The sequence below is a fragment of the Oceanobacillus sp. FSL W7-1281 genome (assembly GCF_037969835.1).
Classification (GTDB): Bacteria; Bacillota; Bacilli; order Bacillales; family Amphibacillaceae; genus Oceanobacillus; species Oceanobacillus oncorhynchi.
Window position 1 is genome coordinate 3,356,150 of record NZ_CP150214.1, and the last position, 15,544, is coordinate 3,371,693.

Annotated in this window: 14 protein-coding genes, 1 riboswitch and 1 other annotated feature; of the genes, 7 read left to right on the forward strand and 7 right to left on the reverse strand. The window is 40.2% G+C overall.

Annotation, left to right across the window (positions count from 1 at the left end):
- The first annotated feature begins 119 nt into the window (after positions 1-119).
- Positions 120-878 (forward strand): hypothetical protein, encoded by a 759-nt coding sequence (locus MKX55_RS16565; RefSeq protein WP_339178839.1) that lies wholly within the window; start codon positions 120-122, stop codon positions 876-878.
- 98 nt (positions 879-976) lie between these two features.
- Here the strand turns inward: MKX55_RS16565 and leuS are convergent, their stop codons facing one another.
- Positions 977-3,391, reverse strand: a complete 2,415-nt coding sequence (leuS, locus tag MKX55_RS16570) for a leucine--tRNA ligase (protein WP_339233553.1) — start codon at positions 3,389-3,391, stop codon at positions 977-979.
- Between the two features lie 110 nt (positions 3,392-3,501).
- Positions 3,502-3,725 (reverse strand) — a binding site (T-box leader).
- Between the two features lie 238 nt (positions 3,726-3,963).
- Here leuS and MKX55_RS16575 point away from each other — a divergent pair.
- A complete protein-coding gene (locus MKX55_RS16575) occupies positions 3,964-4,536 on the forward strand; it encodes a class I SAM-dependent methyltransferase (RefSeq protein WP_339233554.1) in 573 nt (190 codons plus the stop codon).
- Positions 4,537-4,544: 8 nt separating this feature from the next.
- Here the strand turns inward: MKX55_RS16575 and MKX55_RS16580 are convergent, their stop codons facing one another.
- On the reverse strand, positions 4,545-4,934 hold the full coding sequence (locus tag MKX55_RS16580) for a hypothetical protein (protein WP_193065448.1): 390 nt from the start codon (positions 4,932-4,934) through the stop codon (positions 4,545-4,547).
- Between the two features lie 503 nt (positions 4,935-5,437).
- Between MKX55_RS16580 and MKX55_RS16585 the strand changes: the two genes are divergently transcribed.
- Positions 5,438-5,965: a gamma carbonic anhydrase family protein gene (locus MKX55_RS16585; protein WP_339178843.1), complete on the forward strand. Its 528-nt coding sequence runs from the start codon at positions 5,438-5,440 to the stop codon at positions 5,963-5,965.
- A 360-nt stretch (positions 5,966-6,325) separates the two neighbouring features.
- Here the strand turns inward: MKX55_RS16585 and metK are convergent, their stop codons facing one another.
- Positions 6,326-7,525, reverse strand: a complete 1,200-nt coding sequence (gene metK, locus MKX55_RS16590) for a methionine adenosyltransferase (RefSeq protein WP_042530704.1) — start codon at positions 7,523-7,525, stop codon at positions 6,326-6,328.
- Positions 7,526-7,693: 168 nt separating this feature from the next.
- Positions 7,694-7,799, reverse strand: a riboswitch (SAM riboswitch).
- 182 nt (positions 7,800-7,981) lie between these two features.
- On the opposite strand from metK, the gene pckA reads away from it, so the two are divergent.
- The 4 genes from pckA (at position 7,982) to MKX55_RS16610 (ending at position 12,349) form a co-directional block, all read left to right on the forward strand.
- Complete coding sequence (pckA, locus tag MKX55_RS16595) at positions 7,982-9,568, forward strand: phosphoenolpyruvate carboxykinase (ATP) (RefSeq protein ID WP_339233555.1); 1,587 nt, start codon at positions 7,982-7,984, stop codon at positions 9,566-9,568.
- 197 nt (positions 9,569-9,765) lie between these two features.
- Positions 9,766-10,752 (forward strand): ABC transporter substrate-binding protein, encoded by a 987-nt coding sequence (locus MKX55_RS16600; protein ID WP_339233556.1) that lies wholly within the window; start codon positions 9,766-9,768, stop codon positions 10,750-10,752.
- 12 nt (positions 10,753-10,764) lie between these two features.
- Positions 10,765-11,571, forward strand: coding sequence for an ABC transporter ATP-binding protein (locus tag MKX55_RS16605; protein ID WP_339178850.1), 807 nt, complete (start codon positions 10,765-10,767; stop codon positions 11,569-11,571).
- Complete coding sequence (locus tag MKX55_RS16610; RefSeq protein ID WP_339178852.1) at positions 11,558-12,349, forward strand: ABC transporter permease; 792 nt, start codon at positions 11,558-11,560, stop codon at positions 12,347-12,349. Before MKX55_RS16605 ends, MKX55_RS16610 begins: the two co-directional genes overlap by 14 nt.
- Positions 12,350-12,376: 27 nt before the next feature.
- Here the strand turns inward: MKX55_RS16610 and ytkD are convergent, their stop codons facing one another.
- From ytkD to MKX55_RS16630, 4 genes are all read right to left on the reverse strand, one after another.
- The gene (ytkD, locus tag MKX55_RS16615; protein WP_339178854.1) at positions 12,377-12,847 is read right to left on the reverse strand and encodes an RNA deprotection pyrophosphohydrolase; all 471 of its coding nucleotides are present in this window, start codon (positions 12,845-12,847) and stop codon (positions 12,377-12,379) included.
- A 30-nt stretch (positions 12,848-12,877) separates the two neighbouring features.
- Positions 12,878-13,387, reverse strand: coding sequence for a hypothetical protein (locus tag MKX55_RS16620; protein WP_339233557.1), 510 nt, complete (start codon positions 13,385-13,387; stop codon positions 12,878-12,880).
- A gap of 149 nt (positions 13,388-13,536) precedes the next feature.
- Positions 13,537-13,857 (reverse strand): hydrolase, encoded by a 321-nt coding sequence (locus tag MKX55_RS16625; protein WP_339178860.1) that lies wholly within the window; start codon positions 13,855-13,857, stop codon positions 13,537-13,539.
- 100 nt (positions 13,858-13,957) lie between these two features.
- On the reverse strand, positions 13,958-15,505 hold the full coding sequence (locus tag MKX55_RS16630; RefSeq protein ID WP_339233558.1) for a mechanosensitive ion channel: 1,548 nt from the start codon (positions 15,503-15,505) through the stop codon (positions 13,958-13,960).
- Positions 15,506-15,544: the final 39 nt, after the last annotated feature.

The following is a 15,544-nucleotide window of genomic DNA, read 5'->3' on the forward strand; positions in this document are numbered from 1 at the left end:
TTCTCTCATCTCCTTCTGTTTTCCTTCTTTATTATATTAAATGCATTATGAATAGGATTCAAATCGTTTGATTAAACTAAGGCAAAACTTAATTATTTTATGAATAGAAGGTGTTATTGATGGCTTATATCAGTTTATTGTTTTTAGCTCTCTTTTTCGCTCCGGCAGAAGCAGCTTCAAATGATACGATGCTAATCCAAACGTATGAAGAGGATGTTACAGGAGATGGAGAGAAAGAACTGTTAGAGTTAAAAGGAAAATTATTTGCTGCAGATGGTGTTTATTATCAAGATATTTGGGTTGAGATTTCCAGTCCTTCTACTGATAAAACATGGCGGATAAACTATGGCGGAGGCTACGATCCCGAATTACATTTTGCGGATTTAACTCACAGCGGTGTCATGGATATTCTTTATCAGAGTCCTACCGGCGGAAGCGGCGGATTATATACTTCTCAGTTAAATCAATGGGAAAAAGATGATTTTATCGAGCTTCCACTTCCAATAGAGCAGCCGGTAAAAGGGGAATTTATGGATGGTTTTCGAGCGTCCATTCAATTGCTTCCAAATGAAGACCCCATCATTTTAGATGTCTCGGGTCAAAAAGAAGAATATATCCGCTTAAAGCTATACGATAAGCAGGGTAAACTTCTGGAACCTACAACACTCATGATTGATCCTGTTGCATTTTTTGACATCATTGACTTAGACGATGAAGGTCAAAAAGGTCTTAAAAGCTTTCAGCAAATAAGTGGTGCTTATCATGCAGACGGAATTGGAACCGTGGAATCGATTTGGATGTATGATGAGGAGAAATGGATGCTGCTAGAAACAGACTTGCAAACAGATCTTCCGCGTTTGGATAATTCCTCCAGTTAGTATTTTTTATAAAGAAAACATAGAAAAACCGGACTATAATCAATTCCCGCCAAGCGAATTATGATTATAGTCCGGTTTTCAGTTAGAGAAAAAATGGATTAATTAGCTACAACATTAACAAGTTTATCTGGAACAACAATCACTTTTCGAATTGTCTTTCCTTCCAGCCATTTTTTTATACTTTCTTGATTTAAAGCCAGTTTTTCAAGGTCGTCTTTTTCAGTGCCTGCTGGAACGCTTAGTTTCGCACGTACCTTGCCCATCACCTGTAAAACAACCTCTACTTCTTCTTCCACCAGCTTCGATTCATCGTAAGCAGGCCAGCCAGCAAGGCTTATAGAATCTTCATTGCCTAGCTTTTGCCAAATCTCTTCACACATATGCGGAGCGACTGGAGAAAGAAGCTTCACAAAGCCTTCTGCGTAATTTTTCGGGATTGATTCAGCTTTGTAGCATTCATTCACAAATACCATCATTTGAGAAATACCAGTATTAAAGTGAAGATTCTCAAAGTCCTCTGTCACTTTCTTAACCGTTTCATGATAAACCTTATCCAATTCTGTTGCAGCTTCATCTGTAATCTTATCTGTTAATGAATTATCATCATTGATATACAGTCTCCAAACACGATCCAAGAAACGCCGGGATCCATCTAAACCATTTGTTGACCAGGCAACAGAAGCATCTAATGGCCCCATAAACATTTCATATAATCTTAACGTATCTGCGCCATGAGAAGAAATAATATCATCCGGATTAACAACATTTCCTTTTGATTTACTCATTTTCTCATTACCTTCTCCAAGAATCATCCCTTGGTTAAATAATTTTTGGAAAGGCTCCTTCGTGGAAACAACTCCGATATCATAAAGGAATTTATGCCAGAAACGTGCGTATAACAAGTGAAGCACGGCATGCTCTGCTCCGCCGATATATATGTCGATTGGAAGCCATTCTTCCAATGCTTTTGGATCAGCAAGCTGTTCCGTATTATGCGGATCAACATAGCGCAGGAAGTACCAGCAGCTGCCGGCCCATTGCGGCATCGTATTTGTTTCTCTTCTGCCCTTCATTCCTGTTTCCGGGTCAACTACATTTACCCAATCTCCATTCGTGGCAAGCGGAGATTCTCCAGTTCCCGATGGTTTAATCTCGGTCATTTCCGGAAGCTCCAATGGAAGCTCCTCATCCGGCACAGCAGTCATGCTGCCATCTTCCCAATGAATGATCGGAATCGGCTCTCCCCAATAACGCTGCCTTGCAAAAAGCCAGTCACGCAAACGATACGTGATTTTCTTTGTTCCTTTTTTATTTTCTTCCAGCCATTCAATCATTTTAGAAATAGCCTCATCTTTATCCAGTCCATCTAAAAATCCAGAATTAACATGGGGGCCGTCTCCTGTATAAGCTTCCTCATCTATATTTCCGCCAGCGACTACTTCTCTGATTGGCAGATTAAATACAGAAGCAAATTCATAGTCACGCTCGTCATGTCCAGGAACTGCCATAATTGCTCCGCTTCCATAACTCATCAATACATAGTCTGCTACCCAAATCGGCATCTTCTCTCCATTAACAGGATTAATCGCATAGGCTCCCGTAAATACACCTGTTTTTTCTTTGGCAAGATCTGTACGCTCTAAATCAGACTTCGTTTGTACGTCATGTAAATATTTTTCCACAGCTTCTTTTTGTGCTGCGATTGTAATTTTTTTAACAAAATCATGCTCTGGTGCCATAACAGCGTACGTTGCTCCGAACAATGTATCCGGACGTGTTGTAAATACAGTAAAGGTTTCCTCATGTCCTTCAATGGAGAAGGTCACCTCAGCCCCTTCTGAACGCCCAATCCAGTTACGCTGCATTTCCTTCAGGCTTTCCGGCCAATCCAATTCTTCCAAATCAGAAAGCAGTCGATCTGCGTACGCCGTTATTTTAAGCATCCACTGCTTCATCGGTTTACGGACTACCGGATGCCCTCCGCGTTCACTCTTCCCATCAATTACTTCTTCATTGGCAAGCACCGTTCCAAGAGCAGGACACCAGTTGACAGCCACTTCATCCATATAAGCCAAATCATTTTCATAAAGCTTTTTGAAAATCCATTGTGTCCACTTATAATAATGGGGGTCTGTTGTATTGATTTCCCGGTCCCAATCATAAGAAAAGCCTAACTCTTTAATCTGTCTCTTAAAGGTTTGAATATTTGCTTCTGTAAATTCTTTAGGGCTGTTTCCTGTATCAATGGCATATTGCTCTGCCGGAAGCCCAAAAGCGTCCCAGCCCATCGGATGCATAACTTCATATCCTTGCATTCTTTTCATTCTGGCTAAAATATCTGTTGCCGTATAACCTTCCGGATGGCCAACGTGCAGCCCTTGGCCGGATGGATAAGGGAACATATCAAGCGCATAAAATTTCTCTTTATTAGAAAATGTATTTGTTTTGAAAGTTTGATTGTTATCCCAATATTGTTGCCATTTTCTCTCGATTTCCTGATGTTGAAAGCTCATTATAATCCTTCCTTTCGTCCTGACTCTTATATCGTTCAATCACATACGGCACGGACATCTATATCCTGACTTTTTATAAAATCAGGTATAAAAAAAGCCACTCATCCCAATAAAGGGACGAGAAGCTGTGATTATTCCCGCGGTACCACCCAAATTAACGCTAAAAAGCGTTCGCTTGACATCGGTAACGTTGATGAAACGACAGTAATTACTCTGATTTCATTACTGCAAACTAAAAAGGTGAGTTCATACGTCTATCAGTAGCAGTTTTCACCACCCACCGCTTCTCTAAAACTGATAAAACCTATTACTAATCCTTTTTCATCGTCTTTCATTTTATGATAGATACTGGAATTATAATGAAATAAATATCCCGTGTCAAGTTGACCTGACGTATCTTACTTCTTAGTATACACTTATTTTTATAATTGGAAACCATATCTCGAGGAAAAATATAATACAGACTGTTGACTATTCAATTGAAAGCGGAGCAATAAACATTTTACCGTTTTTCTTGTTATAATGAAATACAGCATATTTACATTGGAAAAAATACAGAAGGAGACAGTAACATGCTATTAAATGTTTTAACCTGCGCACATACACTTTTAAAAGAAAGCCTGAAAGAAGGAGATACAGCTATCGACGCGACCTGCGGAAACGGACATGATACATTATTATTAAGCCAGACTGTCGGTCCTTCCGGCAAGGTATATGGATTTGATATCCAGGAGCAGGCCATTCAAAATACGAAAGAGACACTTTACAAAAATGGCTGTCATAATGTATCCCTTATTCAGGACAGCCATGAAAAGATACATAGCAATATTAAAGAAGATATTTTCGGCGGTGCTATTTTTAACCTTGGCTATTTACCAAAAAGCGATAAATCAATAGTTACGAAAGCGCCCTCCACCATCGCCTCGATTGAAGCGATATTGGAAAAACTGAAAACAAACGGTCTGGTCGTTCTGGTTATTTATTATGGGCATCCGGGCGGCGAGGAAGAAAAAGAAGCGGTTCTTTCTTACGCCTCACAATTAAATCAAAAAGAATATCAAGTGCTCAGGTACCAATTTATCAATCAGCAAAATCAAGCTCCGTTTTTAATCGCTATCGAAAAAAAGAAACGCTCTGTGTCATAGAGCGTTTCTTATGCAATTCCTAAAAATAGTAATCGAAAGAATAAATTTAAGAAATGCCCGGCTGTCATGATAATAAATATAATAAAAGAAATCATGAGCGCACGGGATCGAAGTGTCTTATATTTTTTGGGATAGGGAATCCAAATATAAGCTGATACAACCATGAGCGGGACAGAATATAAATATCCAAATAGATAAACCCAGTCGCGCAATGCAGAAAGTTCGCCCAGTTCAGGGTCTTGCAGGTTGTTCAACTGATTCATATATCCGGCTGCAAAAATAATAGTTAACAAAATAAAATAACCAAATGTTGTCAGACGCAGCCATTTTTGCTCATCGCTTATCAGTATATAGACACCGATAAAAAATAAAATCCCTATTACAATTTGAATCAACATGAAAGTACAACCCCATTTTTAACGATAAATCAGTTCTCTGCGCCACATGCAAAACTTTCTCTCTCTGTAAAAGTCCGCCTGTTTGTATGGATGCCCCATTATCCATAGCCAGATTAAAACAGATTTATACAATTACTTATTCCAGTTATTACTGGAACATCTGTTACTGCTCCCATTGTCAAATCAACAACGTGGAAATTACTTAGAATAGTGTTCCTGTTTATCTCTTTATGTTATTACTATCCTTAAGTAACCAGCTTATTTATTCTACCATAAAAAGATGCGTATCTGTAGAGGATAAAAAGAAATATATCTACATTCAAACTTATTATCCACATCAAACAAATGGCTTAGAATATATGCCTACAATTAGGAGATTGCGATAGGAATAACAATTCTTTCTCCTTCATTCAGTACCAAAATCAACTCATTTAGAGCTGCCTTTCCAGATAATATTTCCTTTGATATACTTTAATCAATATGACTGAGTTGGAGGAATACAGATGATTGAATCATATAAAGGAATAACCCCGTCTATTGATTCTGCCGCATTCATTGCCAAAAATGCGGTAATCAACGGGGACGTGACGATTGAAGAAGAAGCAAGTATTTGGTTCCACACGGTGATTCGCGGTGATGTGGCACCGACAAAAATCGGCAAGCGTACCAATGTTCAGGACCTCTCTATGCTGCATCAGAGTCCTGATATGCCGTTGATTCTTGAAGATGATGTAACTGTCGGACATCAAGTCACCTTGCATTCTGCGATTATACGCCATCATGCGCTGATTGGCATGGGCTCTATTATTTTAGATGGCGCAGAGATTGGGGAACATGCTTTTGTCGGCGCCGGGAGCCTGGTGCCGCCGGGCAAAAAAATACCGCCCCGCACATTAGCTATGGGCAGGCCGGCTAAAGTGGTCCGTGAATTAACCGATAAAGACTATCAAGAAATGGACCGCATCCGTAAATCCTATGTGGAAAAAGGACAATATTATTTAAAAGAAACAAACATGGGCGGAAAGGAATAAAACCAGTTTCCTTCCATTATAAAGAAAAACCAAGAACACCGCTTGGTCTTTAAAACATCAGTGTTCTCGCCGAAGAGATATCCGCTGCGACGGTCTTCGGTGGGGCGAGTAATCGCAGTCCCAGTGGGAAGACCCCGCAGGAAAAAGTGTTCTTCTTTTTTTACCCTCGGGGCATAAGTACGACTTTAGCTCTGTCTGCGCCTGATGGCTTGCCAATCGCTAAGTCTTCTTTATCGAGGAGGCTGAGCTCAAGCCCACGGAAAGCGGAGTGTATTTCTGGAGCGGCTATATTCAGCATTTTTTATATACTTTTATTCTTTAAAGAAAAACGTCAGGCATCTTCAGACACCTGACGTTTTTTTATTTTGCAGTCAACGCTTTTAATTCTTCTACTTTATCTGTTTTTTCCCATGGGAATGTAATATCTGTACGTCCGAAATGGCCGTAAGCAGCTGTGTTTTTAAAAATTGGTCTCCTTAAATCAAGCATGCGGATAATACCTGCCGGCCGCAAATCGAATAGCTCCCGGACTGCTTCCACTAATCTCTCTTCACTGACTTCCCCTGTACCGAATGTATTGATTGAGATAGAAACGGGCTGGGCAACGCCAATCGCATAAGCCAGCTGAACCTCACAAGAATCAGCAAGACCTGCAGCAACAATATTTTTAGCAACATAACGGGCCGCATACGCAGCAGAACGATCCACTTTCGTTGCATCCTTACCGCTAAAAGCGCCGCCCCCATGTCTGGCATAGCCTCCATAAGTGTCTACAATAATCTTTCTTCCGGTCAAGCCGACATCGCCTTGTGGACCGCCTAAAACAAAGCGCCCGGTCGGATTAATATAATACTTTGTTTTTTCATCCAGTAATTCACCGGGTACAACAGCTTCGACAACATGTTTAATAATATCCGCTTCGATTTGTTCATTCGTAATATCCGGATGATGCTGCGCAGAAATGACAACCGTATCTACACGCAGCGGCTGATTATCTTCACCGTACTCAACGGTTACCTGTGTTTTCCCGTCTGGACGCAGATAGCCGATAATCTCTTCCTTTCGAACATCTGCTAATCTTTTGGATAAACGGTGTGCTAAAGAAATTGGTAAAGGCATCAGCTCTTCAGTTTCATTACATGCATAACCAAACATTAATCCCTGATCACCGGCACCAATTGCCTCGATTTCTTCTTCACTTTCTTGTCCTTGTCTTGCTTCCAGCGCAACATCCACACCGCCGGCAATATCAGGAGACTGCTCATCAATAGCAGTCAATACAGCACATGTTTCTGAATCAAAACCATATTTTGCCCGTGTATAGCCAATTCCTTGTACTGTTTCACGTACAATTGCAGGAATATCTACATATGTACTTGTAGAAATCTCTCCGGCAACTAAAACAATTCCAGTTGTAACCGTAGTTTCACAAGCCACTCTGGCATTCGGATCCTTCGAGAGAATCTCATCCAGAATAGCGTCTGAAATTTGGTCAGACATCTTATCCGGATGCCCTTCAGTAACTGACTCAGAAGTAAATAAACGACGATTTGCAGCCATAAGGCTAACTCCCCTTCTCCAATAATGTTACGGAACTCTATTTCAATATAAATTTATCATTCCACCCAATGTGGTTTCATTTTTTAGAGGATATTTAAAAAGTCTCCTAAAAACAAAAAAACCTCTCCTTCAAAATATATGAGGAAAGGAAAACTTATTGGCCTTTCGCTCTTATTGTTCAAGGAATGATCCTTGCATCAGGTTAGCACCTTTCACTTAAAGTGAGGTTGCTGGGCTTCATCGGGACTGTCCCTCCACCATCTCCAAATAAGAGTATCCGTTCAATATTTAGATTAACGAAACAAGCCTCTCCTGTCAACCTTATTATCATCTGTGACAGAAAAAATAATTTTTCATAAATTAGTATGGACTATTATATTTAATGTGTTATACTAATAAACATATTTCAAGATAAAATCAATTCTAAACCATTAATAAGGAGTGAATAATTGCTTTATGAAAATATTGCGGAGAAGTATACTGGAGGAGCTCACTTTAACTAATATTTACAGCAACTATTCTGTTGGCCAGCTTATCGAAAAAATTATTCATCGTGATGAAGCAAAATTAACATCTACTGGTGCGGTCCGTGCCACCACTGGAAAATACACGGGACGTTCTCCAAAAGATAAATTTATTGTAAAAGATGCTTTATCAGCGGATAAGGTAGACTGGGGAAATGTTAATCAGCCTATTGAAGAGGAAGTCTTTAATCAGCTGCTTGGCAAAGTGATTGCCTATTTAGATAACCAAGAAGAAATTTTTCACCTGCAAGCTTATGCGGGTGCGGATGAAAAATACAAACTGCCTATTCAGGTAATCAATGAATATGCCTGGCATAATTTATTCGCAAGACAATTATTTATTCCTGTTGAAAAAGAAATGGAACAATTACATGAAGCTGATTTTACAGTAATCTCTGCTCCCGGTTTTAAAGCAGACCCGGAAGTTGACGGCACAAACTCCGAAGCCTTTGTTCTCATTTCCTTTGAACAGCGCATTGTGCTTATCGGCGGAACAGAATATGCGGGAGAGATAAAAAAATCTATCTTCTCTGTAGCTAATTTCCTCCTCCCCGAGCAAAATGTTCTGTCCATGCATTGCTCTTCTAACGTCGGAGAAGATGGCGATGTCGCTTTATTTTTCGGTTTATCCGGAACTGGAAAAACCACACTTTCAGCTGACGTTGACAGAAGGTTAATCGGTGATGATGAGCATGGCTGGAGTGACGAAGGTGTCTTTAATATTGAAGGCGGGTGCTATGCAAAATGCATTAATTTATCTGCAGAAAAAGAGCCGCAAATCTTTGATGCTATCCACTACGGATCTGTTTTGGAAAATGTCGCCTTGGATGAAGATACACGCGTCCCGGATTATGATGATACTTCGTTAACAGAAAATACACGGGCGGCTTATCCATTAGAAAATATTGATAACAGCTTAGAGCCAAGTGTAGCCGGACATCCAAATACAATTATTTTCCTGACCGCAGATGCTTCCGGTACTTTACCGCCAATCAGTAAATTGACAAAAGAGCAGGCAATGTATCATTTCTTAAGCGGATACACGAGCAAGCTGGCTGGTACAGAACGTGGTGTAACTAAGCCTGTCGCTACATTCTCAGCATGCTTCGGATCTCCGTTTTTACCATTAAATCCATCTGTCTATGCAGAAATGCTCGGAGAAAAAATTGATAAATTTGATGCTAACGTGTTCCTGATTAATACCGGCTGGACCGGCGGCATGTACGGTGTAGGAACGAGAATGAAATTATCCTACACGCGTGCGATGGTGCACTCCGCTTTAATCGGCGAGTTAAATGACGCGGAAACAACAACAGATGAAATTTTCGGGTTGGCTATCCCAAAATTCATTCCAGGTGTTCCTGATGAAGTTCTTGTTCCTAAAAATGCTTGGGCGGATAAGGAAAGTTATGAACTGGAAGCTAAAAAATTAGCCGGAAAATTCCATATGAATTTCGAGAAATTCACGGAAGTCAGCGACACAATTCAACAGGCTGGTCCGCTGTATCGTCCAGTATAATCAAACAGCTTCTCCAAAATAGCATGTTCACGCATTAAAAGGATAAACTCCAATTTGGGTTTATCCTTTTTTTGCTGCTCTTTTCTTTTCACCTCACAAAATCTCCAAATTCTAGGCGTTCACACAATCATCCCGCGAAACATATATTTATACAAGATGTTCAAGAACAGTTTTTTGAGAAAGGAAGGAAGAAGAAAATGAGAAAGCTCGCTTGTTTCATTCTATTGATTTGTTCTCTGCTTCTCATTAGTGCCTGTAATCAAAATAAAATGACCCAGATAGACCTTGCAGAAGTCACACGATCCATTTTTTATGCACCGCAATATGTTGCTTTAGAAAAAGGCTTTTTTGAAGAAGAAGGACTGGAGGTCGATTTGCAAACAACATGGGGCGGCGATACGACAATGACAGCACTGTTATCTGACAGCGCAGATATTGCGCTGGTCGGCTCAGAAACATCTATCTATGTCTATGCTCAGGATTCCAGGGATTACGCTGTGAACTTCGCCCAGCTGACTCAGACGGACGGAACATTTTTAGTAGCCAAGGACGCAGATGAAGAATTTAATTGGGAGGATTTACGCGACAGCCATTTTCTCGGTCAGCGTGTCGGCGGAATGCCTCAGATGGTTGGGGAGTATGTTTTGAAGCAGCATGATATCAACCCTCAAGAAGATTTAAATTTAGTTCAGAATATTGATTTTGCAAATATTCCAGGCGCTTTTGCCAGCGGGGATTATGAGTATGTGCAGTTATTTGAACCAACCGCAAGTATTTTTGAAGCAAATGGCCAGGGTGAGATTGTCGCCTCTTTCGGAGAAGAATCCGGGCAAGTGCCGTACACTGTCTTCATGGCAAAGGAAAGCTTTTTAGATGAAGAAGAGGAAACTGTCGAAGCATTTACCAGAGCAATCTATAAAGCACAGCAATGGGTGGAGGAGACAGATTCGTTAGAAATTGCAGAAGTGGTAGAGCCTTATTTTGAAGATACCGATGTAGAAATGCTCGCTAATGCCATCGACCGCTATAAACAGCAAGGCTCCTTTGCGACATCTCCGCTGCTGGAAGAGGATGCCTGGGAAAACCTAAAAGATATTATGGATGAAGCCGGGGAGCTCCCTGGAGATGCTCCATATGAAGATCTCGTCAACACAGAGTATGCAGAGCGGATCATCGGGGAATAAAGGAGGTCAACAATGTCTTATCTTACATTAGAGCGGGTATCTCATTATTACTTCTCCAAAAAACAATATACAGAAGCGCTGCACAATATCTCTTTTTCTGTGAAAAAGAATGAATTCATTTCATTGCTCGGACCAAGCGGCTGTGGTAAATCTACGCTGCTCTCTCTTATCTCTGGAATGCTGCAACCTGCTGAAGGCAATATTTTAGTAAACGGGAAGAATATAGACGGAAGCGATTTAGAAATCGGCTATATGCTCCAGCAGGATTATTTGTTTCCCTGGAAAAACATTATTGATAATGTGCTCATTGGACCTAGAATCAGAAAACGGAAGCCAGAGGATTTAAAGCAAAGAGCAATTGCCCTTTTGGAAGAAGTCGGACTAGAAGATGTCGCTGATAAATACCCTAATGAATTATCAGGGGGGATGCGGCAGCGGGCGGCATTAATCAGAACACTTATCACAGAGCCGGAAATTCTCTTACTGGATGAACCCTTTTCTGCTCTGGATTTTCAGACAAAGCTAAAACTGGAAGTATTGGTAGCTGATTTATTAAAAGCTTATCAAAAAACAGCCATTCTGGTAACACATGATATCGGGGAAGCTATTTCAATGAGCGACCGGATTATTCTGATGTCTTCGCATCCCGGTGCAATTGAAAAAGTATATGACGTGCCTGTTGAATTACGAAATGAATCACCGTTTATGGCAAGAAAGCATCCAAAATACAGCCGGCTTTTTGATAAAATCTGGGCGGACTTAGACCAGCAAAAAGATACAGTAAAGCCTCTAGAGGAGGATGCTTATGAACGGTCCTAAGTTATTTGCACTCTATCAGCAAAAATTAAAAAAAGAAGCTAAGATTGTACTGACCTGGCAGCTGTCTATTTTAATTTTATTTTTTGCTCTCTGGGAGACAGCCAGCAGGTTTTACTGGATAGATCCGCTGCTCTTCAGCTCGCCCAGCCGTGTATTCAGCTCAATATGGAGCCGGCTCTTAGAGGGATCCTTACTCAGTCATATTCAGATTACGCTGTTTGAAACCATCCTCGGCTTTTTGATCGGCACAATTGCCGGGATTATCATTGCTTCTATGCTCTGGAGTTTTCATCGTTTTGCGAAAGTCATGGATCCTTATCTGGTAGTTTTTAATGCAATGCCAAAAGTGGCTCTCGGCCCGATACTCATCGTAGCACTTGGTCCCGGCTATTTATCCATCATTGCGATGGGATTTATTATTTCTGTTATTGTTACCACCCTTGTTGTATTTGCGGCTTTCAACGAGGTCGACCAAAACTATTTAAAAGTATTGCGGAGCTTTGAAGCAACAAAATGGCAATGCTTTAAAGAAGCGGTTTTTCCTGCCTCTTTACCGGCTATTATCTCCACCTTAAAGGTAAATGTCGGGCTATCCTGGGTAGGAGTTATTGTCGGAGAATATTTAGTTTCCAAACAGGGGTTAGGATATTTAATTATTTACGGCTTTCAAGTATTTGATTTTACGCTTGTTATGTCCAGCCTTGTCATCATCGCTATCCTTGCGGCGATTATGTACAAAACCGTAGAAAAAATAGAGCAGATGCTGATTCGAAAATAGCAGCCAGCGCTCAGCTGACTGCTATTTTTATACATACGATTTTTTTATCCGGAGCAAACAGGATTCTAGTACAGCATCCTTCATAATAAAACTAAAATCCGTTTTCCTTTTTACATTCGCCGGGATATTCTTTAGGAATACCGGACCTTTCGTTTCATAATAAGTAGATTGCGGAATCAATTCATCAATTTCCGCATAGTAGACATTCTTAATAACTGTTTCATAACGCCCGTCCACTTTATATTGTCCAATGTAATGAAGCTTGTTTACCGTTGCCCCTGTTTCCTCCATAACTTCCCGGACAGCCGCCTGCTCTGCAGTTTCTCCTGGTTCGACCTTCCCTCCAGGAAACTCAATTCCTCTTTCCTTGTGGTCCGTTAACAGCCATTTATCTTTATATCTGCAAATCACCCATACATGCTTCGGACTTTTCGAAAATGGATGATCTAAAAAAGATAATTGTACCGTATTATTGTAAAAATCCTTAAAAACGTTCACTACTTCCACTACTTTCCCACAGGGCTGTTATCACTTATAGCTTATACCTTGAATTTTCCAGCCGTTTTGAAATGCCATCTCCACCACAAGAGTGTAACTCCCTACCATGTCATTTTCATTTTCCTGTACTACTTGTACAAAATGATTTGATATATTTATCATATCATATTCATTTTCTTCTTGAAACCATGGCTCCGTTTGTGTCGGGATAACATAAACGCCGTCCGCTTCAGCCCGGAAGTAATAGTCAACAAAGGCTGCGGCTAATTCTGGTGTAACATATGCTTCAAAAGCTTCTGTAAGCTCCTGTTCTGTTGCATAATGCTTCAGCTTATACGAATCATCCGCATCCTGCTTCAATGTATCTTCTAACCCGTTCATAACGCGAATAACTTCTTCCTTATCCGGCTGCATTTCTTCTGCTTCTGCAGATGCACCGATCTGATTGTTTCCTTCGACAGCAGATTCTCCAGGTACAGTGATAGATAAAATAACGGCTGTCATCATTGTAAAACAAAGAATTAAAGCGAGCTTTCTCATATACAGCACTCCCTCTTCTTATCTATGTTTCCTGTCTAAAAAAACCTGTTTTTACTGATGAAAAATTCTTTATTTCTGATTTTTCATATACTATACTGTACCTTTTTATTATATCATCTAAACATTTTCGTACTAAAGTACTTTTTTACCTATTCTTCATCTAATATTCCCATAGTCCGAATATGGTTCTTCGTATTTTCATCCCCCAGGTCATATAACGCTTGATACACTCCTGCCATCGTTTCATCATAGACATCATTGGCAGTATCCAAATGGTAAGGTACAAAAGGGATGTGAGACCGTTTGTAGCTGTCAAAACTCGCTTCATGCAGTCCTTCAAATTTTCTGCGCAGCATGAGTATTTCTTCTGCCGTTGCATAAATCACAAAATCATCATTTCCCTGGTACGGAGTCCGGGAAATTTCACCTTGTCCAACACTGATAAAATATTTTTGTTTATCCAATTTCATCACCTCACGATTATATTCTCCGCAAAAAACGAAAATAATCTCTTAAATATGAAAAAAGCGCATATACCTTTGAAGGTACACACGCCTTTTCAAACTGTTATTACAGATTATCATTATTGTCCGTACGATTCTGCTGCTCCTGGTTAATGGAAGTATTATCAATTGTTCTATCAAATTTCTGCAGATATTTTGCTGCAAAATCTTTTCCTCCCAAACCAAAGGCAAGTCCAAATGCCAATGCTAATGCGGCCAGCAGCAAGATAAATGCACTGTTTACAATAGTTGATGCAATACCCAGTTGGGATACAGCCATAAATGCTGCCAGAATCAAAATACTATACTTGGCAAACCCTGCAAGCACACCAGTTGCCGGTCCATTTAACAGATGCAGCAATACTTTTTGCACCATCGAACCAAGTAATAAAGCAATACCCAAAATAAGCACTGCTGCCAGAACATTTGGCAGATAAGCAGTAATCGCAGTTGCAATTCCTACCAGGAAATCCAGCTGAATAATATACAATGCCTGCACCGTTAAGAAGAAAATAATTAAAATCTGTACAACATAGCCGCCAATATAAGATGGCGTCCATTTCGCCTGGTCCACTGCTTTATTATTGCTGACAGTGGAAACAAAACGATTAAATCCTAATTTAGCAAGATAACTGCTGACAAATTCACCAATCAGCTTGCCTAACCAGATTCCCACCAGAATTAAACCAATTGCAATCAGGATATTCGGAATCATCTGCACGACACTGTGCAGCATGCCGATTGCCGGCTCCGTAATCCCTGCTAATTCTAATTGTTCCAACGCAGAAATCGTAATTGGAATCAGAATAAGAATGAAAACAATGTTTCCGACAAATTTTGCAAAAGATGTCCCTTCAAATAAATTGGACAGCTTTAATTTTTGAATCCATTTTTCTGTACCTGCTGCGTCTAATAAATTTGTCACTACACTGCGGACAATCTTGCCGACAAACCAGCCTACTGCAAAAATAAGTACGGCTGCAGCAAGTTTAGGGATAAAGTTTAAAACAGACGCCAACAGACCGCTAAACGGTTCGGCAACCCCCTGAATATTTAAAGCCTGCAGTACACCAGGAATAAATAGGAGTAAAATAAGATAGAACGCAAATTTCCCGATAGTTTCCGTTGTTTTTCGGATTCCATCCTCAGAATCAGCAACTCCTATTTTGGAAAACAGGCGCTGAATCCGCAGCTTTTTACTTCCTTCAACAATCATCCATTGGACAACAGTCGCAATGACCCAAGCCAATAGTAAGATTAATGCTGCCTTCACTACTGCCGGTATGAAATTTAAGAATGTTGAGATCAAATCCGATAATGGATTAGCAATCATCGACAGATTAAGAATATTGAAGAATAAAATAAATGCAACAATCAGCAGTATGTAATAAACTGCTTTTGCAATAACCTTTTCTGACTTCACCGGCTCCCCTTTTAATCGGAACCGATTAAATAGCTTATCATCCCAGTTCGTTTTCTTTAACGCTTTTTCTACTACGTTGCTTATCAGTTTAGCAAGCAGCCATACGATAAGAAGAACAATAAGCGCTATAACCACGTTTTGGAGTCCAGTCCAAAAGTTTGCTGTAAAATAATCGTTCATAAAGTTTTCCATTGATTTTTGCCCCTTTCTAAACGGTATAGTTAGCGCTAC

Bases quoted from the DNA above. Each gene is read 5' to 3' on its own strand.
- MKX55_RS16620 (WP_339233557.1), bottom strand. From the start codon at position 13,387: ATGAGAAAGCTCGCTTTAATTCTTTGTTTTACAATGATGACAGCCGTT.
- MKX55_RS16600 (WP_339233556.1), top strand. From the start codon at position 9,766: ATGAGAAAGCTCGCTTGTTTCATTCTATTGATTTGTTCTCTGCTTCTC.
- MKX55_RS16630 (WP_339233558.1), bottom strand. From the start codon at position 15,505: ATGGAAAACTTTATGAACGATTATTTTACAGCAAACTTTTGGACTGGA.
- MKX55_RS16610 (WP_339178852.1), top strand. From the start codon at position 11,558: ATGAACGGTCCTAAGTTATTTGCACTCTATCAGCAAAAATTAAAAAAA.
- MKX55_RS16605 (WP_339178850.1), top strand. From the start codon at position 10,765: ATGTCTTATCTTACATTAGAGCGGGTATCTCATTATTACTTCTCCAAA.
- pckA (WP_339233555.1), top strand. From the start codon at position 7,982: ATGAAAATATTGCGGAGAAGTATACTGGAGGAGCTCACTTTAACTAAT.
- MKX55_RS16565 (WP_339178839.1), top strand. From the start codon at position 120: ATGGCTTATATCAGTTTATTGTTTTTAGCTCTCTTTTTCGCTCCGGCA.
- MKX55_RS16580 (WP_193065448.1), bottom strand. From the start codon at position 4,934: ATGTTGATTCAAATTGTAATAGGGATTTTATTTTTTATCGGTGTCTAT.
- MKX55_RS16625 (WP_339178860.1), bottom strand. From the start codon at position 13,857: ATGAAATTGGATAAACAAAAATATTTTATCAGTGTTGGACAAGGTGAA.
- MKX55_RS16575 (WP_339233554.1), top strand. From the start codon at position 3,964: ATGCTATTAAATGTTTTAACCTGCGCACATACACTTTTAAAAGAAAGC.
- MKX55_RS16585 (WP_339178843.1), top strand. From the start codon at position 5,438: ATGATTGAATCATATAAAGGAATAACCCCGTCTATTGATTCTGCCGCA.
- leuS (WP_339233553.1), bottom strand. From the start codon at position 3,391: ATGAGCTTTCAACATCAGGAAATCGAGAGAAAATGGCAACAATATTGG.
- metK (WP_042530704.1), bottom strand. From the start codon at position 7,525: ATGGCTGCAAATCGTCGTTTATTTACTTCTGAGTCAGTTACTGAAGGG.